A 21,349-nucleotide genomic window follows, 5' to 3' on the forward strand; every position below is an offset into this window, starting at 1 on the left:
ATCCGGTTCACCGGGGCTGGCGGAGCGGGGCCGCCACCGATTCCAGCAGCGCCTGGACAATCGGATAGTCGGCGGGGATCCAGGGCAGGCCCAGGACGGCAGTGCTGTCCCGCAGGTCCACCCAGCGGAGTTCATCGTGGTCCTCAAGGGGCAGCGGCTCGCCCCCGGTGATCCCGGCAAACCAGACGCGCATGCTGGCCCTGTCATTCAGGGGCCAGCCGTTGTCCGTTCCGGAAGGCAGCTCCGGGCCGAGCCGGACTCCAATTCCCAGCTCCTCCGCAAGCTCGCGGACCAGCGCAGCCTCGGGCTCCTCGCCGGGCTCCACCTTCCCGCCAGGGAACTCCCACAGCCCCGCCAAGTGCTCCGGCGCGCTCCGCCTGGCCACCAGCAGTGCTGCCGGATCCGCCAGGCTGTCCACAACGGCTCCGCCCACCACCTGTATCAGTCCAGTCACCGCCCCATTCTATGGGCGACAATGGAATGTCCCGGAACCCCCTCCCCTCCGTGGGAACGTCCTCGCCCGCAGGGTCAGCGGACGCGTCGGACCTTCTGCCCCACTGCCGTGGCAGCCGCCCCGTTTTCAGTTCCAGCAGTCGAAAAGCAGGCATATGAGCAGCGTTCTTCAATCGTCCACGGCAGCGTCCACCAAATCACCCGGCATCGGCATGGCTATTTTTGCCCTGGCCATGGGTGGCGTGGGCATCGGCGTCACCGAGTTCACCATGATGGGACTGCTGAAGGAGGTGGAGCAGGGCCTGGCCATCAGCACCCCCGAGGCCGGGCACCTGATTTCCGCCTATGCCCTGGGCGTGGTGGTCGGCGCTCCCGTGCTGGCCGCCGTCGGTGCGAAACTGCCCCGAAAGCGGCTCGCGCTGGGGCTCCTGCTGTTCTTCACCCTTGCCAACCTCAGCTCGTTCGCAGCCCCCGATTACGGGACGATGCTGGTGTCGCGCTTCGCCGCCGGCCTGCCGCATGGGGCGTTCTTCGGTGTAGCCGCGGTGATCGCGGCGTCCCTGGTGCCGGCCACGCGGCGGGGCTGGGCCATCTCCATGGTGATGGCGGGCTTGAGCGTCTCCAATGTAGTAGGCGTCCCGTTCGCAACCTGGCTGGGCCAAACCTATGGCTGGCGCTTCCTGTTTGTCCTCGTGGGGGCCATCGGCGTGCTGGCCTTCCTGCTGGTATGGCGGTTTGTGCCGTTCCGCCAGGCCCATCCGGACGCGAGCATCCGCCGCGAGCTCGGGGCACTCAAGCGCCTCCAGGTCTGGCTGGCCCTGCTGGTCGGCATTGTGGGCTTCGGCGGTTTCTTCGCCACCTACACCTACATCGCGCACACCATGACCGCGGTAGCCGGCATCCCTTCGGCATTGATTCCGTTGGTCGTGGCGCTCTACGGGCTGGGCATGGTGGCCGGCAACATCGTGGGCGGCCGGCTCGCGGACAAGTCTGTCATGGGCACCCTGTACCGGGTCCTGCCCGCCATTGCCGTCGCACTGGTGGTCTATGCCGTTGCAGCGCACTGGGCGTGGAGCGCCTTCGTGATGGTGTTTGTTGTTGGAGCCGCCGGTTCAATGCTGATTCCGGCGCTGCAGACCCGGCTCCTGGACGCCTCCCCGGATGCGCCGTCGCTCGCGTCGTCGCTGAACCATGCCGCCCTGAACGTCGCCAATGCCCTGGGCGCGTTCCTCGGCGGCCTCGTTATCTCCCTGGGCTGGGGATTTGTTGCCCCTGCCCTGGTCGGTGCCGTCCTGGCCGTCCTCGGCTTCGGCGTCGCGCTTGCCAGTGGCCTGCTGGAACGCAAAAGGCCGCCGGCTGCCTGAGCAGGCTCCCCTAGGCGACCGGCTTCCGGCGGCCCCGTGGCTGTCCGTCCCTTAAGGACGGGGAGCAGCGACGGCGGGTTCCTGGCCCGCGCCGCCTGCCGCCGCACGGTGGAGGTCGGGCTCCAGGTAGATGACGCGGGCGATGGGGACGGCGGCGCGGATCCGCTCCTCGGTGCCGTCGATGGCCTGGGCGATCTCTTCGCCGGTGGCAGTCCTGCTGACCGCGATCTTCGCCGCAACGAGCAGTTCCTCCGGGCCCAGGTGCAGGGTCTTCAAGTGGATGATCCGGCCGCCGTCGGACTCGATGGCCGTCCTGATCCGCTGCACGTCTTCCCGCGTGGCGGACTCGCCCAGGAGCAGCGACTTGGTTTCCAGTGCCAGCACCACGGCGATTGCCACCAGCAGGAGGCCGATCATGGCGGTGCCGGCGGCATCCCAAACACCGTTGCCCGTAACCAGGGTGAGGCTTACGCCGATCAGTGCAAACACGAGGCCAAGAAGGGCACCGAAGTCCTCAAGCAGGATCACCGGCAGTTCGGGCTGCTTGGCGCTGCGCACGAACTTGACCCACGACTGCCTGCCGCGGGTGTGGTTGGATTCAATGATTGCCGTCCGCAACGAGAAGGACTCCGCGATGATGGCTCCCGCCAGCACGGCCAGCGGAACCCACCAGAACCCGCCCTCGATGCCGTGCGGGTGCTGGAGCTTCTGCCACGCTTCGAAGAGGGCAAAGAGGCCACCGACGCTGAAGAGCACGATGGACACGATGAAGGCATAGATGTAGCGTTCGCGGCCGTAGCCGAAAGGGTGCTCCGGGCTCGCGGCCCGCTGGGACTTCTTCCCGCCGAGCAGGAGCAGCAGTTGGTTGCCGGAGTCGGCAAGGCTGTGGATGGCCTCAGCCAGCATCGATGAGGACAGCGTCAGTAAGTACGCCAGGAACTTCAGGACCGCAATGGTCAGGTTCGCGGCCAGGGCCGCAACAATCGCTTTGGTACCGCCACTTGCAGCCACCTGGGACTCACCTCTTCACCGGTTGTGGAACAGTCGGAAACTGCGGGATCCCTGCCTGCCCGCCCACTGATTACCGTACCCGCAGCGGCTGCGGCCATGCAGCGCCCGCCGGGGGCCTACTGACTTTCGGGGGGCGCTTATGTTAGCTTGAGCCTCATCGGGACTGTTAATCCCGGTCATTATAAGGAGGAGACATGGGTTTTCTTGCTTGGATCATTTTGGGCCTGATCGTTGGGGCCATCGTTAAGGCCGTCATGCCCGGACGGGTCGGCGGCGGCTGGGTCACCAGCCTCATCCTCGGTGTTGTAGGCGCCATTGTTGGCGGCTGGATTGGCAGCCTCCTGTTCAACAAGGGCGATCTTGCCTTCTTCGACCTCGGCACCTGGATTCTCGCTATCGTCGGCGGCCTTCTTGTTGCCGGCATCTACGGAGCCGTTACCGGGCGTGGAAAGGCTACCCGCGCACCCTGACCGCTCTGTCATCCAATAACCAACGGGCCCCGGAGTTTCCGGGGCCTTTCTTTGTGCCCTGGGGTGCCCGGCCTGCCCCGTGTACCCCCGTGTTCCCCCGCTTCCCCTGTGCCCGGTGTGCCGTGGCGCTCGGTGTGCCGTGGCGCCCGGCACGTCCGACGCCGCGGCCTCCTCTCCTGCGCTGCGCTGTCTGGAATTGCCCTGCACTATGCGAAATTGCCCTGGCCGGAATTACTCTGCCCGGAATTGCCCTGGCCCGCACTCCCCTGTCCCGCCGTGGCCTCAGCACGACGCTGGGAACGGGCGCTGGCGTAGAGGCATACTGTCGCTGCGGTGCCCAGGTTCAGGCTTTCCGCGGCACCGTAGACGGGGACGGCCACCCGGTGGTCAGCCAGCCGCAGTTCCTCGTCCGAGAGGCCCTGCGCCTCGTTGCCGAAAAACCAGGCAGTGGGTGCGCCAAGGTCGTAGGCCGATTCCGGCCCCGTGCCGGTGAGCCTGCGCCGGGCATTCTCGTCCTGCAGTACGTCCAGGTCCAGTTGCCCGTAACCGTCGGCTGCGAGGATACCGATGCCACGGGCGCTGCACGCCGCGGCAAGTTCGGCCGGATCTGCCGCCAGGACCACGGGCAGGTGAAACAGCGAGCCAGCGGTGGAGCGTACGGCCTTCGGGTTGTAAATATCCACGCTGGAGGTGGTGAAGACTACGGCGTCGGCACCGGCGGAATCGGCCGCGCGCAACACTGTTCCGGCGTTGCCGGGGTCCCTGACCTGGCAGAGCACGGCAATCAGGCGCGGCCCGGCATCGAGCACGTCCTCCAGGGTGACGTCGACGAAACGGCAGACGGCGACGATCCCCTGCGGGTTGACCGTATCGGCCATGGCCGCCAGGACCTCGTCGGTGGCCACGCGGGCATTCGTGCCCTCGGCAAGCTGCTCGAACTCAGGGAACCGATCGAGGCAGCCCTCGCTGGCGTAGACCTCGGTGACCACGCCGGGAGCTCCTGCGGCAAGGCGCTGCTGGTGCAGTTTCAGCGCCTCACGGACCGCCTGCGGACCTTCGGCAAGGAACTGGCCGCGTTTTAAACGCGCCGGGCGCCCGGCAAGCTTTGCCACGTCCCTGACCCGATCGGCTCGGGGGTTGGACAGCGGTAAATCTTGCGGGCGCCCGGTTTCGTTCATATGAAGAACTGTAGTAGCTGCTGCCACCTGTTCCTGAACGGAGCCCTTCGCGGCAGGGCTGCTGGCTGCTGCTAGGCTGCGGCGGCCTTCTTGGCGGAGGTGTCGGCCGGGAGGGAATCCTTGGCAACCTGGACCAGCGCGGCGAAGGCGTTGGCGTCAGAGACAGCCAGCTCGGCCAGCATACGGCGGTCAACCTCAACCTCAGCAGCCTTCAGGCCCTGGATCAGGCGGTTGTAGGTGAGGCCGTTGGCGCGGGAAGCAGCGTTGATGCGCTGGATCCAGAGGCGGCGGAAGTCGCCCTTCTTCTTCTTGCGGTCACCGTAGCTGTACACAAACGAGTGCAGCAGCTGCTCTTTGGCCTTGCGGTACAGGCGCGAACGCTGTCCGCGGTAACCCTTTGCGCGTTCAAGAACAACCCGGCGCTTCTTGTGGGCGTTGACCGCCCTCTTCACACGTGCCACGTGCGTACTCCTTCGAAAATCTGATCCCAAGCATCTACTGCCGGTATTCCGGCGGCCTGAGAAGGCTGTTTGGCAGGTGACGGACCGCCGGCTGGCGGCCAGTCAAAGAACTTGGAAATTAGATGCCGAGCATCTTCCGGATGACCTTGGCGTCGCCCTTGAAGACGATCTTGTCGCCGGCGAGGCGGCGGGTCAGGCGGGTGGACTTGTGCTCCAGGTAGTGGCGGCGGTTGGCCTGCTGGCGGCGCAGCTTTCCACTGCCGGTCAGCTTGAAGCGCTTCTTAGCACCACTGTGGGTCTTCATCTTCGGCATGGGAACCGATCTCCTTACGTTTCTGCGGGCCCGTGGGCTGGCAGTTCTATCGCGCAGCCGCCCCTGCGGGCAGCATGCTGGTTTCCGACTGCCGGAGAAAAGAACCTCCGGCAGCTATGAACTAGTTGGTCTTCTTGCCGGCCGGCTTCGGCACTGCCTTGGGGGCAGGCCGGGCAGCCGGCTTGGGCGCGGCGGGCCGCGCTACCGGCTTCGGCGGAGCAGGCACGGCGGCCGGCTTCGGTGCCGACGCAGCAGGCGCCGCGGCTTCCGACTTCGGCGCTGCTGCAGGCTTGGCAGCCGGCGCGGCAACCTTGGGGGCTTCCTGCTTGGGAGCTTCCTGCTTCGACGCGGCAGCCTTGGGGGCTTCCTGCTTGGGAGCTTCCTGCTTCGGCGCGGCAGCCTTGGGGGCTTCCTGCTTGGGAGCTTCCTGCTTGGGAGCCTCGGCGGCCTGTGCTTCGGCGGCAGGCGCTTCAGCGGGAGCTGCCTCCGGGTCGGTCGAAACGGTGAAACCCTCGGGCAGGAGGTCCGCCAGTGACTGCGTCATGGGGGCCTGGTCCTGACCGGACGTGTCAACGCGTCCCGCAGCCTTGGCTTCGTTCTGTGCCTTGGCTTCCGCGCGCTGGGTGGCCCTGCGTGCTTCTGCCTTGGCCTCAGCCTTGTTCTTCAGCGGACCAACCACCATGACCATGTTGCGGCCGTCGATGCGGGGGCTGGACTCCACCACGCCGACTTCGGCGACGTCGTCCGCGAAGCGCTGGAGCAGGCGGATGCCCATTTCCGGACGCTGCTGTTCGCGGCCACGGAACTGGATCATGGCCTTGACCTTGTCCCCGGCTCCGAGGAAGCGCAGGGCATGGCCGCGCTTGGTCTCGTAGTCGTGGGTGTCGATCTTCAGGCGGAAGCGGATTTCCTTCAGAACGGTGTTCGTCTGGTTCTTCCGGGCTTCGCGCGCCTTGACCGCGGCCTCGTACTTGTACTTGCCGAAGTCCATCAGCTTGCACACCGGAGGCTTCGCCTGAGGTGCAACTTCAACGAGATCCAGGTCGGACTCGGCAGCCAGGCGCAGGGCATCCTCAATACGGACGATTCCTACCTGTTCACCTGCAGGGCCGACCAGCCGCACCTCGGGGACGCGGATACGCTCATTGATTCTTGGCTCGCTAATGTTAAAGCTCCTGTGTTTGTTGTTGATTTCCGGCAAATAGAGAAGGCCCCCAATTGCCGGAGCAATCGAAGGCCTCGATAGGTATGGTGGCGCATCCACTGCTGGATGCACCTGCACGGCTCCGGAACACGTCCGGGCCAATGCCCAACCTGGTACCCGGCAACCTTGCGTCCTTGAAGGGTTCCGGGGAACCACAAGGACAACGGCCGACGCGGGTGGGAGAGAACTCCGCTTGCAAACTGCATGTCATTCTACAGAAAAGATTCCCGTCAACGCCGCAAAGCGCTGCTGGGAACCTGATTGTTTTGGGACAATCCCTGAAATAACGACATCCAGTCGGTCTGTGTCAAGCTTACCAGTATGAGCACCCCAGACAGTAATTCATACGTTTTCGAGGCCGCCGGGGATGGAGCCGGCGCCGCCCCGGATGTCTCCGCGCAGATCCGGGACATCTCGGAAGTTCCCGCCATCGAGGTCATCACCACGGCTGCCGTGCACCTGATGAGCGCCGCAGCCGTCAAGCTTGGCCTGGCCGCAGAGGAGAACGCGGCCGAACTGAAGGACCTTGACGAGGCCCGGAAGCTGATCACCGCCCTGGCAGGCCTGGTTACGGCCGCCGCCCCTGAGATCGGCTCCCAGCATGCCGGTCCCTTGCGTGATGGCCTGCGGTCCCTTCAGCTTGCCTTCCGTGAGGAGTCCCTGATCCCGGACGCGCCCGGCAAGGGCCCCGGCGAGAAGTACACCGGGGCCGTCAACTAACGCACGACTCCCCTGTGTGAACGCGCAACGGCGGGACGGCCTGTGGAGGTCGTCCCGCCGTCGCGCTTTAACACAATCCACTGCTACATAACTGCCGTTTAGCGGGGCCAAAAGGGCAGTTGCGGAGCAATCGATGACCGGGGGAATGGCTCAGGCGGCGGCTCTGCGCCGGCGCTGCTGGAGAACCAGTCCGACGAGGCACAGTGCCACCCCGGCAGCACCCACGGAGACAAACCCGCCGGACGGTCCCATCACGTCGATGAAGACGCCCGCCAGCGGCGAACCGAGTGCCACCCCCGCAGTCAGGGCCGAACCGTACCAGCCCATTGCCTCCCCGCGCCGTTCCTCAGGCACCAGGTCTGCGACCTTTTCGGACGCGGCGGAGAGCACGGGGGCGCACAGGATGCCGGGCAGCAGGGAGACGATGGCGAGGCTCCACGTGTCCTGGGCGAACGCCATGGGCACCGTCAGCGCGGACATGCCCAGGAGCAGGATGATGGGCGGGACGGGCCGGTGCATGGCCCCATAAAGGAGCCCGCCCGCCACCGATGCCGCACACCAAAACAGGAACACGACGCCGATTTCGCGCTGGTGCCCGCCGGTCTCCAGCGCCGCAACAATGCCCACGTCCGTCCCGCTGAGGACCATCCCGGCGCCGGCTGCCACGGCGAACACGGCGGCCACCGTGGACGTGAACCAGGCGAAGTTGCCGGCCACCTTCGCCCGCAGGCCGGATGAATCCGCGGTTCCGGCAGGCACCAGCCCGGCGGCAGCTTCCTGCACGTGGGCCGGGGCGGCGGATACGACAGCGGCTTCCGCAGCACGGCGCTGGTCCTTCGCGCTCTCCAGCGTTTCCTCCCGGCTGCGGGTGGGCGGGTTGAACCACATCAGGAACAGCCCGGCAAGGGACGTGGAGACGCCCACCACGGTCAGGCCGGCGGTGGTGAAGCCGCTGGTGGCCACCACAGCGCCGGCGGCAGGCCCGATCATGAACACAACTTCGGTACTGATCGCATCCAGGGCAAACGCGGTGCGGCGCTGCCCGCCGTCGGCCAGGACCCCCAGCGACTGGCGCACCACGCTGAAGATGGGCAGCGTCAACAGGCCGCCAACGAAAACAAGGGGAAGCAGCCACTGGTAGGACACATGCGGCACTACGGACCATATGACGGTTTCCGAGACCACAGAAGGAATCAGCGCAGTACGCAGGCCGGCAGTGTCAACACGGCGCCCGCGCCAGGGAGCGCCCACGGCAATACCGATGGTCATCACGGCTGCGGCTGCACCGGCCGCCGCATAGCCTTCACCCAGGGTGAGGACGATGTGCAGGGTGAGCAGCACCCCGGCCGCGGAATGCGGAATGCGGGCAACCATGCCCACCAGCAGCAGACGCCGGATGGGCCGGACGGCAAGCAACTCCCGGTAGAGAGTGAAATTCACGAAGCGATCCTCCAGGTATGCCGCAGACCGCCCGGGGATCACCCGCAGTCTGGAGCTAGTGGGAAGCGCGCCTCAGCTTGATTTCCAGCGAGTCCACGCGCTCTCCAAACAATACATTCCGGGACCACTCCCCCTGGAGCCCGGCCACCAGGGCCTGCACTGCTGGGGCGTCGAGGCCATCCTCGAGGTACAGCACCACCTGCAGCTCCGGCCCGGCGCCGCCGCCAGGAACCAGTGAGCCGTCGGCCGCGAGGGCCTGTACTCCCCCGCCGGGCTTGAGCTCGATGCTGCGGACTGCAGGAAAAGCCTGGGCGCCGCGGCCCATCCCGGCGGCCAGCTCCAGGTCGAGGTAGGACGGGGTCCACTCCTGCTGCTTGGCCAGCGCCCAGACGGCGGGCCGGCGTACCACGAACGTCAGGTCCGCTCCCGGGTCCAGGACCACGAGTTCGGCGCCTTCTGCCACTGCGGAGAGCGCCGCCCGCGCGGCATACACCGCCACCGGCCGTGCCTCGGGATGCCAGGCGGCCAGGGCCGCTGCCGAGGTGAAGGCGGGAAGGGCAGTCCGCCCGTCGGCCGCCCGGAGGGTGACCAGCGCCATGTCCGCCTGCTTATCGGCGTGCAGGCCGTGTCCGGTTTCCGCTTCCTCTGCAAGCTGGGCCACGATGGGGATGAAGACCCTTGCAGTTGCCAGCGCGGCGACCACGTCCGCCTCGCCGCCCGCCCCCTTCCGGAGCGCGGCAACGGCGGCGAGGTAGCCGGCATCGGCCGTTCCGTCGTCGTCCTCGAAGTTGTGGATCCGGGCGTCTTCCCCGGCCAGGCTGCGCCCGGCCCAGGGCTGTCCCGCTGAATCCGCGCTCCCGCCCGCCCCCGCCAGGGCAGCGGCAATGTGCCCCGGCAACTGGCGCGCGGCCGGGGTGCCCGCCCTGTCGGAGCCGGGCAGGTCGCTGGGGCTGGACTGGCCTTCTGAAGCAGGCATGACGCGGCGGCCCTCCCGGCGCCTAGCGGCGGCCGGCGACGTCGAGTGCTTCGGGAAGCGTGAAGGCCCCGGCATAGAGGGCCTTGCCCACGATGGCGCCTTCCACGCCCAGCGGCACCAGCGAACGCAGCACCTTCAGGTCGTCAAGGCTCGATATGCCACCGGACGCGACAACGGGCTTGCCGGTCTTCTCCACCATCTGGCGCAGGAGTTCAACGTTGGGGCCCTGGAGCGTGCCGTCCTTGGTCACATCTGTGACCACATACCGGGAACACCCGGCTTCCTCGAGGCGGTCCAGGACGTCCCAGAGATCTCCGCCTTCCTTGGTCCAGCCGCGGCCGGCCAGCGTGGTTCCGCGGACATCCAGCCCGACGGCGATTTTGTCGCCGAAACGCTCGATGGCCCGGCGCGTCCACTCCGGGTTTTCCAAGGCAGCAGTACCAAGGTTGACGCGCGCCACGCCCAGGTTGAGGGCCGCTTCCAGCGTTTCGTCGTCGCGGAGGCCACCGGAGAGTTCAACCTTGATGTCCAGCCGGCCCACGACCTCGCGGAGCAGGTCGGCGTTCGAGCCGCGTCCGAAAGCTGCGTCCAGGTCCACCAGGTGCACCCATTCAGCACCCTGCTGCTGCCAGTTCAGCGCCGCTTCGAGGGGGGTGCCGTAGCTCGTCTCGCTGCCCGCCTCGCCCTGGACGAGCCGGACGGCCTGGCCATTGACGACGTCGACGGCGGGCAGCAGTTCAAGTACCGGCAGGTCATATGCGGTGGTCATACTCATCCTTGGTGTTGGTTCTGTCGAGGCAAACGGAAGGCCGGGTGGCGGTCAGCCGGCGGGGACCGTCAGCAGGTACGCAGCGAGCAGCGACATCGCGGCCAGGACGCAGAACACAACCTGCGTCCACAACGGCCTGTGCTGCTGCCGGAAAGCGATGGCGCCGCCGATCAGGAGTCCGGCGAGGCCCATCAGCAGGACGGACCACATTCAGGCGTCGCTGCCGGTGCCGGGGGTTTCGCTGGTCCCGGGGTGGCTGGCGGCGGGCTTGCGCAGCCCTTCCACCCAGTTGCGCAGCAGCCGCGCGCCGGCATCGCCGGACTTCTCCGGGTGGAACTGCGTGGCACACAGCGGGCCGTTTTCGACGGCGGCAATGAACGGGCCTCCGTGCTCGGACCACGTGACCAGGGGCGGTGCCATTCGGGGCTGAATGACGTCGAAGTTCCATTCCTGCACGCCGTAGGAGTGCACGAAGTAGAACCGTTCGTTCTCGACGCCGGCAAAGAGTTTGGAGCCTTCCGGAACCTTGACGGTGTTCCAGCCCATGTGCGGAACGACGTCCGCCGGCAGCGCCTCCACCTTGCCGGGCCATTCGCCGATGCCTTCGGCTTCGGTGCCGTGTTCCACGCCTGCTTCGAACAGGACCTGGAGGCCGACGCAAATGCCCAGCACTGGCCGCCCGCCTGCAACGCGCCTGCCGATGAGCCGGATCCCGTCCACTGCCTTGAGTTCGCGCATGACGGTCTCGAAAGCGCCCACTCCGGGCACCACCAAACCGTCGGCATTGAGCACATCCTCCGGCTTGGCGCTGAGGATCACCTCCGCACCGGCGCGCTCCAAGGCACGCACGGCGGACCTGACGTTTCCCGAACCGTAATCGAGCACCGTGACGGTCGGCTTGCCCTCCGGCGAAGGCAGCTTCCGCGAGGCGGAGGGATCGACGATGGCACCGTCCTTGAGGATCTGCCCGCTCACAGCGCGCCCTTGGTGGAAGGGATGCCCTCTACGCGGGGGTCGGGTTCGACGGCGGCGCGCAGGGCGCGGGCAAAGGCCTTGAACTGCGCCTCGACAATGTGGTGCGGGTCGCGGCCGGCAAGCACGTTCATGTGCAGGCAGATACCTGCGTGCAGCGTGATGGCTTCAAACACGTGCCGGGTGAGGGACCCGGTGAAGTGGCCGCCGATCAGGTGGTATTCCTGGCCTGCAGGCTCGCCGCCGTGGACGAGGTAAGGCCGGCCCGAGACGTCGACTACGGCGTGGGCCAGTGCTTCGTCCAGCGGGACGGTGGCTTCGCCGAACCTGCGGATGCCTGCCTTGTTGCCGAGCGCCGAGCGCAGGACCTCGCCGAAGGTGATGGCGACGTCCTCCACTGTGTGGTGGACGTCGATGTGGATATCGCCGGTGGCCTTCACTGTCATGTCGATCAGCGAGTGCTTGCACAGGGCAGTGAGCATGTGGTCGTAGAACGGCACTGAGGTGTCGATGTCCGAGACGCCGGTACCGTCAAGGTTGATTTCCACGAGCACGGACGACTCGCTGGTGGCTCGCTCCATGCGGGCTGTCCTGGCCTCGGCGGCGTTCGATCCGGTGGAAGTCATGGTGAAGGATCCTTTTAGGGAGTGGTTGGTTCAAGGCGTCCAGCGCTGCTGCACCCGGAAGCCGCTGTATCAAGTCTAGGCGGGAAGCGCGGCCTGTCCGGCAAGAATGCGTTCCAGTGACGTAAGGAACGCTGTGGTTTCCGCCTCAGTGCCTGCCGTGACCCGGAGGTGGCCGGGGATTCCGACGTCGCGGATCAGCACGCCCGCGTCCAGGAGTTCCTGCCAGACCTGGTGGGGATTCTCGAGGCCGCCAAAGAAAACGAAGTTGGAATCCGAAGCGGCGGGGGTCAAGCCCATCCGGGTCAGGCCTTCGACGATGCGGTCCCGTTGCTTCTTGATGTCCTCGACCTCCGCCATCAGCGCTTCCCGGTGCTCGAGGGCAGCGAGGGCTGTTGCCTGCGTGATGGCGGAGAGGTGGTACGGCAGCCGCACCAGGCGGAGGGCGTCGGTGACTTCCGGGGCTGCAGCCATGTAGCCGAGGCGGGCGCCGGCCAGCGCGAAGGCCTTGCTCATGGTGCGGGAGACGATCAGCCGCTCCCTGCCGGGCAGCAGGGTCAGGGCGCTGGGCGTGCCCTCGTGGGCAAACTCGTGGTAAGCCTCATCAACGATCACGATGGTCTGGCTTTCCGCCCCAGCGTCGTAGACGGCCTCCACGACATCAAGGCCGAGTCCGGTCCCGGTGGGATTGTTCGGGGAACAAAGGAACACGATGTTCGGCTGGAGTTCCCTGACCTGGCGGGCTGCCGATTCTGCGCTGAGGTCGTAGTTCCCCGCGCGTTCGCCGGTGATGTAGCGGGTGTCCGTGCCGCTGGCGAGCAGAGGGTACATGGAGTACGTGGGCGGGAAACCGAGGGCGGTGCGGCCGGGGCCGCCAAAGGCCTGAAGGATTTGCTGCAGGACCTCGTTGGACCCGTTGGCTGCCCACAGGTTGGACGCGTCCAAACCGTGTCCAAGGTATTCCGCCAGTGCCCGCCGAAGATCTGTGAACTCCCGGTCCGGGTAGCGGTTCAGTCCCGCAGCGGCCTCGGTCACGGCGGCAGCGATGGCTGCGCGCACATCGGCCGGGACACCGTGGGTGTTCTCGTTGACGTTGAGGAGGATGGGGACATCCAGCTGGGGTGCCCCGTAGGGGGTGAGCCCGCGAAGGTTGCTGCGGAGGGGAAGCCGGTTCAGACGTTCTAGCTGGTCATTCACCTGAACAGTTTAGTTGCCTCGGGAACGACCGGAAAATGTGACAGCTTCTGTTCGCCCTCGGCGTGGCTCCGCACGGCCGGGCCCGCCCCGGTCAGCGGGTGGGAACGAAAAGCTGCTGGCCGGGCAGGACGGCACCGGCCGCGAGATTGTTGAGCTGCACGATATCCGCAACAACGTCGCGGGCGTCGCGGCCTGGTGCGACTTCACCTGCGATAGCCCAGAGGGACTGGCCGGGCTGGACCGTCACGGTCACGGTGGGCGTCAGCCCAAGGTCAGCTGCGGAATCGGCGGCCTTGGCCGGGGAGTTGAAGAGGCCGGACAAGGATAACAGGAGCACAGCCAGGAGCATGGCCGGGATGCCGATCAGGACGAGCCTGCCGCGGCGGGTCAGTCGAATCCGGCCGGACGGCGCCTGACTGACGCGGCGTGCTGGTTCGCGGCGGGACAGCAGTTGCTGCACCGGGAACTGCCGCGGACGGGAAACCTGGGGAAGAGATAAAGCTGACATGAACTTAGCCCTCCTGGACCAATACTGTGCTGCAACCAAACCGGCCGGGCACCGGCGGAGGTACCGCCTTCCGCACCCGCCGCGGCCATCCCTTCTGAAGATCACCCCGGATCTGGTTTTCCGGTGCCATCTTCGAACGGGTAGACGCGGACTAGAACACATGTTCGAACTTTGCTGGTTCAGTTTTAGCACTTATCAACGAACAATGTCGAGACTCGCTAGAACAAATGTTTGAAAAAGCGATGTGGCTGGCCTAGCTTTGAGAACAAAGAACAACCACCAGGAAAGTTGACCAGCAGGGTCTGACAATGACGGTGGGGATCCTTCCGGCAGCGCTGTTGGACAGCACGGTGCGGGAGGTCCGGTGGCAACCGAAAGGCATTGGCGTTTATGGCAGCAGCAGCCGCCGGAGGCAGGACGGCCCCGCAGCACAAGAGGAGCGCCAAGGGCCTGACACCACGGCAGAAGAAGATCCTCGAAACGATCCAGCGCTCAGTCAATGAGAACGGATATCCGCCCTCAATGCGCGAGATCGGGGATACGGTGGGCCTCGCAAGCCTTTCGAGTGTGACCCACCAGCTTTCACAGCTGGAAAAGCTCGGCTACCTCCGCAGGGACCCGAAACGGCCCCGCGCCATGGAAGTGCTGATGCCCCTCACCCTGGACCGTGGCGCAGCCAAGGCCGAGGGTACGCCGTCGCTGCACGCACCCGGTGCAGGAGCCACCGTAACGGAGCTGCCCACAGCGCTGGATACCGCCATGGTTCCGCTGGTGGGCCGCATTGCGGCCGGCGGTCCCATCCTGGCGGACCAGGTGATTGAAGATGTCATGCCGCTCCCCCGCCAGCTCGTCGGCCAGGGTGAGCTCTTCATGCTCAAGGTGGCCGGTGATTCGATGGTGGATGCGGCCATTTGCGACGGCGACTGGGTGGTGGTCCGGCGCCAGGCTGACGCCGCCAACGGTGACATCGTCGCTGCGCTGCTGGATGACGAGGCCACGGTCAAGACGTTCCGGCAGCGCGATGGCCACACCTGGCTGCTCCCGCAGAACACGCAGTACGAGCCCATCCTGGGCGACCACGCCACCATCATGGGCAAAGTGGTCTCCGTCCTGCGCTCACTGTGATCCGCCGTACCCGCTGATCCGCTGTACCCGTCCTAGGCGGAGGCTTCGGCCCCCAGCCGGCTGAGGGCCGCCAAAGCCTTGCTGCGGTCCGTGGTGGACCAGAACGGCGGCAGGGCAGCCCGCAGGAATCCGGCATAGCGTTCGGTGGCCAGGCGGGAATCCAGGACAGCCACCACGCCTTTGTCCCCCGTTGACCTGATGAGCCGGCCGGCCCCTGCGCGAGGCGGATCGCTGCATGGGTTGCTGAGACGGACATGAAACCGTTGCCCCCGGCCTGTGCCACGGCCCGTGAACGTGCCGTCATCAGGGGGTCATCCGGGCGCGGGAACGGAATCCGGTCGATCACCACCAGCCGGCACGACCCGCCGGGAACATCCACCCCCTGCCACAGCGACATGGTTCCGAACAGGCAGGTGTCAGGTTCGTCCGCGAACTGCTTGACCAGCGCGGTCATGGTGGACTCACCCTGGCAGAGGATCTTCACGCCGACCTTGGCGCGGAGGGCATCCGCGGCCTCCTCCGCCGCGCGGCGGGACGAAAACAGGCACAGCGCTCCCCCGCCGGAGGCCTTGATGAGTGCTTCCAGTTCGGCCAGCGCTTCGGGCGAAACACCGCGCCCGGGTTTGGGCAGGTGCCCGGCCACATAGAGGATCCCCTGCCGCGGGTAGTCGAAGGGCGAGCCAACATCCACCCCGGTCCAGCTGGGTGCGCCCTCGCCAATCAGGCCCAGGCCGCCCGCGGCCGGTTCAAACGCGGAACCGATGGCCAACGTAGCGGACGTCAGCACGACCGTGTGCCCGGCGAAGAGCCCTTCGCGCAGCCTTCCGGCGACGGAGAGCGGGGCGATGTTGATCAGTACCGGCGCGCTCTCGTCCGGCTGGGAATACGCCTGGCCCGGATCGAATGTGCTGGCGCGGGAGAACCAGACCACCTCGCGGTTCTCCCGGGCGGCGATCAGCCGCTCGCAGAGTTCCAGGATGAGCATGAGCCGTGACCTGGCAAGCTGCCTGCCGCCGTCGGCCGTGGTGTTGCCGTCCCCCTTCGAATCGGACAACGCGGCACGGCAGGCTTCCCGCAACTGGTCCACGCAGTCCAGCTGCTCATCGTTCAGGCCGTTGGGCAGCAGGCCGCCCGGGGCGCCCGCCAGGGCGAGCTCCAGGTTGGCAGCGGCGGCATTGAGGGCGTCGACGGTGATGGCGGTGTGCTTCCGTGCGCCTGCGGCGGCCGCGTGCACCATGGCCACGGACAGCTGCCCGGTGACGGCCCCGGTGACCCGGTCCTGCAGTTCGTGGGCTTCGTCCACCACCACGACATCGTACTCGGGCAGGACCGCCAGCCCCTCAAAGGCACTGACGGCGAGCATGGCGTGGTTGGTGACCACGACGTCGGCCTCGGCAGCGTCCTGCCGCGCGAGCTCGCTGAAGCATTCGGCGGCCATGGGGCACTTTTGTGCCCCGAGGCATTCCATGGAAGTCACGGAGACCTGCCGCCAGGCCCTGTCGGTAACACCGGGCAGCAACTCGTCCCGGTCACCCGTGGCCGTCTTCTCTGCCCATTCGCGCAGGCGCACCACTTCCTTGCCGAGCTGGGAGGCCGGGCCTCCCACCGCGGCAGCGAAGTGCGGGACGCTCGTGTCCTCGCCGAGGGAGAAAAGCTGGCCTTCGGCAGGTTCTTCCGACGGGAAGCCGCCTTCGAGCTTGTGCCGGCAGACGTAGTTGGACCTGCCCTTGACCAGCGCCACCTTGACGGGGCGCTCCAGCGCCGGGCCGATATTCTTCAGGAGCCTGGGCAGGTCCCTGCCCACAATCTGCGTCTGCAGTGCCAGGGTGGCTGTCGAGACCAGCGCGGGTTTGTCGCTTTCGAGCGCATGGGCAATGAGCGGCACAAGGTAGGCCAGCGATTTGCCGGTGCCGGTGCCGGCCTGGACCAGCAGGTGGTTGCCCGTTTCGATCGCCTGCGCCACCTGCCGCGCCATTTCGTGCTGGCCCGCGCGGCTCTGCCCGCCCATGCCCGCAACGGCCCGGTCGAGCAGTTCGAGGACGAACTGCCCGCCGGCCGTCTCCGTGGCTTTTCCGGCCGCGGGGTCAGTCATTGCTGGCGAATGGTTTCAGTTCGGACGCGAGGCCTTCCCGCACCATCACGACGGCCTTGGTGCCCGTCTCCCCGTGGTCCAGGCTGATGATTTCCGCGTCCGACTCGTGGAGCTTGCTGACCAGGTCACCGCGGTCATACGGGATGAGCAGTTCGAGCTTGACGCTGGGCCGCGGAATGGCGTCGCTGATGGCCTTCAGCAGCTCCGCAATACCTTCGCCGGTGCGGGCCGACACCACCACGTGCCGCGGCTCGCGCTGCTTGAGCCGCTCCACCACGAAAGGATCCGCGGCGTCGGCCTTGTTCAGCACGATGATCTCGGGCACCTTGCGCGCATCGACTTCACTGAAGACCTTGCGGACGGCGGCGATCTGCCCTTCCGGGTCCGGGTGGGAGGCGTCGACGACGTGCAGGATCAGGTCAGCGTCCGCCACCTCTTCAAGGGTGGAGCGGAATGCTTCCACGAGCTGGGTGGGCAGTGACCGGACGAACCCGACGGTGTCGGCCAGCGTGTACCCCAGGCCGTCAGCCGTCTCAGCTTTGCGGACGGTGGGATCGAGCGTGGCGAAGAGTGCGTTCTCCACGAGGACGCCGGCGTCCGTGAGGCGGTTGAGCAGCGAAGATTTTCCGGCGTTGGTGTACCCGGCGATGGCCACCGAGGGGACTTCATTACGACGGCGATTGGCGCGCTTGGTCTCGCGGGCAGGCTTCATCGCGGCGATTTCCCGCCGCAGCTTGGCCATGCGCGTACGGATCCGCCGGCGGTCCAGTTCGATCTTGGTCTCACCGGGGCCACGGGAGCCCATGCCGGCAGCTGCGCCACCCACCTGGCCACCGGCCTGGCGGGACATCGATTCACCCCAGCCTCGAAGGCGTGGAAGCAGGTATTCGAGCTGGGCCAGCTCAACCTGGGCCTTGCCCTCGCGGCTCTTGGCATGCTGGGCGAAGATGTCCAGGATCAGGGCCGTGCGGTCGATGACCTTGACCTTGACGATGTCCTCGAGGCCACGCCGCTGGGATGGCGCCAGTTCGGCGTCGACCACCACGGTGTCCGCGCCGGTGGCCATGACGATGTCCTTGAGTTCCTGGGCTTTACCGGATCCAAGGAACGTGCCGGGATCCGGCTTGTCCCTGCGCTGAACGAGGCCGTCGAGTACTTCGGAGCCGGCCGTCTCGGCGAGGGCGGCCAACTCGCGCAGCGAGTTTTCGGCGTCTGCGAGGGTTCCCTCGGACCAGATGCCGGCCAGGACCACCCGCTCCAGGCGGAGCTGGCGGTATTCGACCTCGGTGACGTCCTCGAGTTCGGTGGACAGGCCTGCCGTCCGGCGCAGGGCGCGGCGTTCCTCGAGGTCCTGCTGGTCGCCGTCGAACGCGCTGTGTTCCTCATCAAGGCGGGAAATGGCCTGCGCGGTGCCGAGGACCTTTTTTCCATTGCCGCTGCCTTCACCGGCGGGCGTGCTGACGTTCTTGGCCGGTACGTCCTTGGCGAGGATCCGGTCGATGACAGCTTGGATTTCCTCAGGGCTCATGTCCTGGGCGGCTGGATCGGAACCGGTGTTGGGGTGGCTGGTCATGGTCTCCTTTGAAGATTCGGCAGTTCCAGAATAGTGCCGATCGGTGGAATGTGCTGAAGAATTCGCGGTGGGCTGACGACCTGCGGTCACATGTTCTCCTGGTTGCTGGCGCCGCCGGCCTTCTTGGCGGGCAGCGGACGGTGCCGCGTCACAAAGGCGGCAGGAAAGGCCGGAGAAATGGCGGGAAGTGCAGCGAAAAGACTGACTTCGAGTATTGTCCGGCGGCCGGAGCAGACGCCTGGCGACTGGTCCGGTGCACAAGCGGAAGGCGATGTTCGCCTGCGTCGCTGTGGGACGTTGCTGCGGAGCGGGCTAAGCCCGGGCCGGCTACTCGAAGATCAGGAACATGCGTTAAACCGTAGCAGAGGCCTGCGGCCGCGGTTTCCCATTACGCTGCAAGGGGAACTACTCTGGCCAGTTATGGAGTCCGCACACTATTTCAGCGCCACCCCCGCCGGCCCCTTTACCCGCAAACCGCTCACGGTTGAACTGGCAGGCCAGACGCGAAAGCTGCAGACGTCCACCGGCATCTTCAGCCCGGACGGAATCGACAAGGGAACCGCCGTCCTCCTGGCCGAAGTCCCGCCACCACATCCCGCCGGGAATCTGCTGGACATCGGGTGCGGCTGGGGTCCGGTCGCCCTCACCATGGCGTTGCTCGCCCCGGAGTCCAAGGTCTACGCGGTGGACGTCAACGAACGCTGCATCGCGTTGACCAATGAGAACGCGGCATCACTCGGCCTGTCCAATGTGGTCGCGGGAACGCCTGAGTCCGTGGACCCCGAAGTGCGCTTCGACACAATCTGGTCGAATCCGCCCATCCGCATCGGCAAGGATCAGCTGCATGCGCTGCTCAGGCTGTGGCTTCCGCGGCTGGCCGACGGCGGCACCGCGTGGCTGGTGGTGCAGAAGAACCTGGGCTCGGACTCGCTGCAGCGCTGGCTGGCAGCCGAATTGGACGAATCCTTCACGGTGTCGCGCGCATCGACGTCCAAGTCCTTCCGCATCCTCACGGTCAGGAAAGAGTCCCGCTCGCCACAATGACGGCGGGGCCGCTGAGCTCAACGTGCTCGTGGCCGCCGGGGCCGGCAAAGAACTTCACGCCCACCACGCCTCCGGGAACGTGGACACGCCAGGTGTCAGGCGCCTCGGCGCCGGCCCAGTGCCGGATGGCGACGGCGGCCGCACACGCTCCGGTGCCACAGGACTGGGTCTCCCCCACGCCGCGTTCGTGCACGCGCATGGTGACTGAGCCGACGCCGTCGTGCACCAGCGGTTCCGCGGGCACCACAAACTCGACGTTGGTTCCGTTGGGGGGAACCGGATCCACCTTCGGCGCGGTGAAGAGCCGGGTGCCGGCCAGCTCGGACAGTTCGGCAAGGGCCACCACGGTGTGCGGGTTGCCCATGCTCACCGAGAGTGCCGGCCTGGCAACTTCCAGCCCGTCAGCGGTGACCAGGGAATCCATGGCCTTGGCGCTGGCTTCGCCGGGGAAGATGAACTCCCAGGGCCCCATGTCCACCGCGTAGCCATCCCCGGTGCGGACCACGGTCTTGACCCCGCCCCGGGTGCCGATGGCGAGCGATCCGCCGTCGGGCAAATTGACCAGGCCCTCGGTACGCAGGAAGTGGACGAAGACCCTTACCCCGTTGCCGCACATTTCGGACAGTGAGCCGTCGGCGTTGCGGTAGTCCATGAACCATTCCGCGTCGGGATTTTCGGAGAGCAGTTCGCGGCCTTCGGGAAGGAAACGTGACGGCACGGCCCTGATCAGCCCGTCGGCGCCGATGCCGCGGTGCCGGTCACAGAGCGCCGCGGCCTGACCGGCGTCGATGGCCTGCGTCCCGTCAGGATCGGCTGTCAGGACGAAGTCGTTGCCGGTCCCGTGCCCCTTGGAAAAGCGGAGCCCGCCCAGGGTGCGGAAGGCGGACTCGGAAGTTTCTGTGGAGGTGGCATCCATGGTGTCAAGCGTAGCGGCGGATGCTGCCGGTGCTGAAACGCGGCTACTTGGACAGCTCTGCGGCCTTGCTGTTGAGGTCAGGATCCTGCCAGTCCAGCCAGCTGATGCGGGGGTCGGCGCGGAACCAGGTGAGCTGCCGGCGGGCAAACTGCCGGGTGGCCACAATGGTTTCCTCCGCTGCCTCCCTGACAGTGGAAAGACCGTCGAGAACCCGGAGGAACTGCGAATACCCGAGGCCGCGGGAGGCGGTTTTGCCGCTGCGCAGGCCTTGGGCGTCGAGGCGTTGAACCTCGGCGAGCAGCCCGGCATCCACCATCCGGTGCACGCGGGCGGCCAGTCGCTCCCGCAGGACCTCGCGGTCCACGCTGAGCCCCACCTGGATGGCTGGCTGGTAGTACTCGCGGCGCGGCATGAAGGAGCTGAAGGGCCGGCCGGTGAGCTCATGGACTTCCAGTGCGCGGATGATCCTCCGGTCATCGGACAGCCGTTCCGCCGAAACCGGGTCCACGGCATGTAGCCTGGCCAGCATTGCGGGCGTCCCCTGGTCCGCCAGTTCCGCCTCGAGCCGTTTCCGAAGCCGTGGGTCCGTCCCGGGAAACTCCAGCACGTCCAGGGCAGCCCGCACGTAGAGCCCGGAGCCCCCGGCCAGGATGGCGCGTTTACCGCGTGCGTGGATGTCAGCAATGGCATCGCGGGCCTGCTGCTGGAAGTCGGAGACGCTCGCTTCCTGCGTTACGTCGAGGATGTCCAGCAGGTGGTGCGGCACTCCCCTGCGTTCGGCCACGGTCATCTTGGCCGTGCCGATATCCATGCCGCGGTAGAACTGCATGGCGTCGGCGTTGACGACCTCGCCGTCAAGTTCGAGGGCAAGGTTGACGGCGAGGTCGGACTTACCGGAGCCGGTAGGGCCGACGACGGCGATGACGGGCGGAGCGTCCAC

22 protein-coding genes and 1 pseudogene are annotated in these 21,349 nt (G+C 66.7%); 5 read left to right on the forward strand and 18 right to left on the reverse strand.

Features of this window, described 5'->3' with window-relative positions; all coding sequences use genetic code 11:
* Window positions 1-7: 7 nt before the first annotated feature.
* Entirely contained in the window at window positions 8-454 is a 447-nt protein-coding gene (locus tag AC2JAJ_RS00125; RefSeq protein ID WP_221384096.1) for a (deoxy)nucleoside triphosphate pyrophosphohydrolase, read from the reverse strand.
* 154 nt (window positions 455-608) lie between these two features.
* Between AC2JAJ_RS00125 and AC2JAJ_RS00130 the strand changes: the two genes are divergently transcribed.
* Window positions 609-1,817 (forward strand): MFS transporter, encoded by a 1,209-nt coding sequence (locus AC2JAJ_RS00130; protein ID WP_501053283.1) that lies wholly within the window; start codon window positions 609-611, stop codon window positions 1,815-1,817.
* A gap of 51 nt (window positions 1,818-1,868) precedes the next feature.
* On the opposite strand, the gene AC2JAJ_RS00135 is transcribed toward AC2JAJ_RS00130, so the two are convergent.
* Complete coding sequence (locus tag AC2JAJ_RS00135) at window positions 1,869-2,828, reverse strand: cation diffusion facilitator family transporter (protein WP_221384098.1); 960 nt, start codon at window positions 2,826-2,828, stop codon at window positions 1,869-1,871.
* Between the two features lie 194 nt (window positions 2,829-3,022).
* Between AC2JAJ_RS00135 and AC2JAJ_RS00140 the strand changes: the two genes are divergently transcribed.
* Window positions 3,023-3,298, forward strand: a complete 276-nt coding sequence (locus AC2JAJ_RS00140; RefSeq protein ID WP_018771572.1) for a GlsB/YeaQ/YmgE family stress response membrane protein — start codon at window positions 3,023-3,025, stop codon at window positions 3,296-3,298.
* 206 nt (window positions 3,299-3,504) lie between these two features.
* Here AC2JAJ_RS00140 and AC2JAJ_RS00145 read toward each other — a convergent pair whose 3' ends face one another.
* From AC2JAJ_RS00145 to infC, 4 genes are all read right to left on the reverse strand, one after another.
* Window positions 3,505-4,476 (reverse strand): TrmH family RNA methyltransferase, encoded by a 972-nt coding sequence (locus AC2JAJ_RS00145; RefSeq protein ID WP_486414694.1) that lies wholly within the window; start codon window positions 4,474-4,476, stop codon window positions 3,505-3,507.
* Between the two features lie 71 nt (window positions 4,477-4,547).
* On the reverse strand, window positions 4,548-4,937 hold the full coding sequence (rplT, locus tag AC2JAJ_RS00150) for a 50S ribosomal protein L20 (protein WP_018771574.1): 390 nt from the start codon (window positions 4,935-4,937) through the stop codon (window positions 4,548-4,550).
* A gap of 118 nt (window positions 4,938-5,055) precedes the next feature.
* Window positions 5,056-5,250 carry a 50S ribosomal protein L35 gene (gene rpmI / locus AC2JAJ_RS00155; RefSeq protein WP_221384100.1) on the reverse strand — a complete coding sequence of 65 codons (195 nt, stop codon included), beginning with the start codon at window positions 5,248-5,250 and terminating at the stop codon, window positions 5,056-5,058.
* 121 nt (window positions 5,251-5,371) lie between these two features.
* Window positions 5,372-6,526, reverse strand: a complete 1,155-nt coding sequence (infC, locus tag AC2JAJ_RS00160) for a translation initiation factor IF-3 (protein WP_501053467.1) — start codon at window positions 6,524-6,526, stop codon at window positions 5,372-5,374.
* Between the two features lie 249 nt (window positions 6,527-6,775).
* Here infC and AC2JAJ_RS00165 point away from each other — a divergent pair, with 249 nt between their 5' ends.
* Window positions 6,776-7,174 (forward strand): DUF1844 domain-containing protein, encoded by a 399-nt coding sequence (locus AC2JAJ_RS00165; protein WP_221384102.1) that lies wholly within the window; start codon window positions 6,776-6,778, stop codon window positions 7,172-7,174.
* A 150-nt stretch (window positions 7,175-7,324) separates the two neighbouring features.
* Here AC2JAJ_RS00165 and AC2JAJ_RS00170 read toward each other — a convergent pair whose 3' ends face one another.
* The 8 genes from AC2JAJ_RS00170 to AC2JAJ_RS00205 form a co-directional block, all read right to left on the reverse strand.
* Entirely contained in the window at window positions 7,325-8,614 is a 1,290-nt protein-coding gene (locus AC2JAJ_RS00170; protein WP_486414692.1) for an MFS transporter, read from the reverse strand.
* Between the two features lie 55 nt (window positions 8,615-8,669).
* Window positions 8,670-9,590, reverse strand: coding sequence for an SseB family protein (locus AC2JAJ_RS00175; RefSeq protein WP_486414691.1), 921 nt, complete (start codon window positions 9,588-9,590; stop codon window positions 8,670-8,672).
* A gap of 22 nt (window positions 9,591-9,612) precedes the next feature.
* Entirely contained in the window at window positions 9,613-10,359 is a 747-nt protein-coding gene (priA, locus tag AC2JAJ_RS00180) for a bifunctional 1-(5-phosphoribosyl)-5-((5-phosphoribosylamino)methylideneamino)imidazole-4-carboxamide isomerase/phosphoribosylanthranilate isomerase PriA (protein ID WP_221383763.1), read from the reverse strand.
* 51 nt (window positions 10,360-10,410) lie between these two features.
* Window positions 10,411-10,569, reverse strand: coding sequence for a CG2302 family histidine operon protein (locus tag AC2JAJ_RS00185; RefSeq protein ID WP_486414690.1), 159 nt, complete (start codon window positions 10,567-10,569; stop codon window positions 10,411-10,413).
* The gene (gene hisH, locus AC2JAJ_RS00190) at window positions 10,570-11,334 is read right to left on the reverse strand and encodes an imidazole glycerol phosphate synthase subunit HisH (protein WP_486414689.1); all 765 of its coding nucleotides are present in this window, start codon (window positions 11,332-11,334) and stop codon (window positions 10,570-10,572) included.
* Window positions 11,331-11,957: an imidazoleglycerol-phosphate dehydratase HisB gene (gene hisB, locus AC2JAJ_RS00195; RefSeq protein ID WP_221383766.1), complete on the reverse strand. Its 627-nt coding sequence runs from the start codon at window positions 11,955-11,957 to the stop codon at window positions 11,331-11,333. Before hisB ends, hisH begins: the two co-directional genes overlap by 4 nt.
* Window positions 11,958-12,032: 75 nt before the next feature.
* A complete protein-coding gene (locus AC2JAJ_RS00200; RefSeq protein ID WP_221383767.1) occupies window positions 12,033-13,151 on the reverse strand; it encodes a histidinol-phosphate transaminase in 1,119 nt (372 codons plus the stop codon).
* Between the two features lie 91 nt (window positions 13,152-13,242).
* Window positions 13,243-13,659 carry a LysM peptidoglycan-binding domain-containing protein gene (locus AC2JAJ_RS00205; RefSeq protein WP_486414687.1) on the reverse strand — a complete coding sequence of 139 codons (417 nt, stop codon included), beginning with the start codon at window positions 13,657-13,659 and terminating at the stop codon, window positions 13,243-13,245.
* Window positions 13,660-14,049: 390 nt separating this feature from the next.
* Between AC2JAJ_RS00205 and lexA the strand changes: the two genes are divergently transcribed.
* Window positions 14,050-14,784, forward strand: coding sequence for a transcriptional repressor LexA (gene lexA, locus AC2JAJ_RS00210; RefSeq protein WP_486414686.1), 735 nt, complete (start codon window positions 14,050-14,052; stop codon window positions 14,782-14,784).
* Between the two features lie 32 nt (window positions 14,785-14,816).
* On the opposite strand, the pseudogene AC2JAJ_RS00215 reads toward lexA, so the two are convergent.
* Both AC2JAJ_RS00215 and hflX read right to left on the reverse strand, forming a co-directional pair.
* A pseudogene (locus tag AC2JAJ_RS00215) lies at window positions 14,817-16,876 on the reverse strand (ATP-dependent DNA helicase).
* Window positions 16,869-18,449, reverse strand: coding sequence for a GTPase HflX (gene hflX, locus AC2JAJ_RS00220; protein ID WP_486414684.1), 1,581 nt, complete (start codon window positions 18,447-18,449; stop codon window positions 16,869-16,871). Before hflX ends, AC2JAJ_RS00215 begins: the two are co-directional and overlap by 8 nt.
* A 420-nt stretch (window positions 18,450-18,869) precedes the next feature.
* On the opposite strand from hflX, the gene AC2JAJ_RS00225 reads away from it, so the two are divergent.
* Entirely contained in the window at window positions 18,870-19,493 is a 624-nt protein-coding gene (locus tag AC2JAJ_RS00225; RefSeq protein WP_486414683.1) for a class I SAM-dependent methyltransferase, read from the forward strand.
* On the opposite strand, the gene dapF is transcribed toward AC2JAJ_RS00225, so the two are convergent.
* Window positions 19,465-20,409, reverse strand: coding sequence for a diaminopimelate epimerase (gene dapF, locus AC2JAJ_RS00230; RefSeq protein ID WP_486414682.1), 945 nt, complete (start codon window positions 20,407-20,409; stop codon window positions 19,465-19,467). The genes AC2JAJ_RS00225 and dapF overlap by 29 nt on opposite strands.
* Before the next feature lie 43 nt (window positions 20,410-20,452).
* Complete coding sequence (gene miaA, locus AC2JAJ_RS00235; protein WP_486414681.1) at window positions 20,453-21,349, reverse strand: tRNA (adenosine(37)-N6)-dimethylallyltransferase MiaA; 897 nt, start codon at window positions 21,347-21,349, stop codon at window positions 20,453-20,455.

The organism is Arthrobacter sp. MOO21 (assembly GCF_057369995.2).

Coding starts and splice junctions, on each gene's coding strand:
- AC2JAJ_RS00140 (WP_018771572.1), top strand. CDS start 3,023: ATGGGTTTTCTTGCTTGGATCATTTTGGGCCTGATCGTTGGGGCCATC.
- hflX (WP_486414684.1), bottom strand. CDS start 18,449: ATGACCAGCCACCCCAACACCGGTTCCGATCCAGCCGCCCAGGACATG.
- AC2JAJ_RS00205 (WP_486414687.1), bottom strand. CDS start 13,659: ATGTCAGCTTTATCTCTTCCCCAGGTTTCCCGTCCGCGGCAGTTCCCG.
- AC2JAJ_RS00185 (WP_486414690.1), bottom strand. CDS start 10,569: ATGTGGTCCGTCCTGCTGATGGGCCTCGCCGGACTCCTGATCGGCGGC.
- AC2JAJ_RS00175 (WP_486414691.1), bottom strand. CDS start 9,590: ATGCCTGCTTCAGAAGGCCAGTCCAGCCCCAGCGACCTGCCCGGCTCC.
- AC2JAJ_RS00225 (WP_486414683.1), top strand. CDS start 18,870: ATGGAGTCCGCACACTATTTCAGCGCCACCCCCGCCGGCCCCTTTACC.
- priA (WP_221383763.1), bottom strand. CDS start 10,359: ATGACCACCGCATATGACCTGCCGGTACTTGAACTGCTGCCCGCCGTC.
- rpmI (WP_221384100.1), bottom strand. CDS start 5,250: ATGCCGAAGATGAAGACCCACAGTGGTGCTAAGAAGCGCTTCAAGCTG.
- lexA (WP_486414686.1), top strand. CDS start 14,050: ATGGCAGCAGCAGCCGCCGGAGGCAGGACGGCCCCGCAGCACAAGAGG.
- AC2JAJ_RS00130 (WP_501053283.1), top strand. CDS start 609: ATGAGCAGCGTTCTTCAATCGTCCACGGCAGCGTCCACCAAATCACCC.
- hisB (WP_221383766.1), bottom strand. CDS start 11,957: ATGACTTCCACCGGATCGAACGCCGCCGAGGCCAGGACAGCCCGCATG.
- dapF (WP_486414682.1), bottom strand. CDS start 20,409: ATGGATGCCACCTCCACAGAAACTTCCGAGTCCGCCTTCCGCACCCTG.
- AC2JAJ_RS00145 (WP_486414694.1), bottom strand. CDS start 4,476: ATGAACGAAACCGGGCGCCCGCAAGATTTACCGCTGTCCAACCCCCGA.
- AC2JAJ_RS00165 (WP_221384102.1), top strand. CDS start 6,776: ATGAGCACCCCAGACAGTAATTCATACGTTTTCGAGGCCGCCGGGGAT.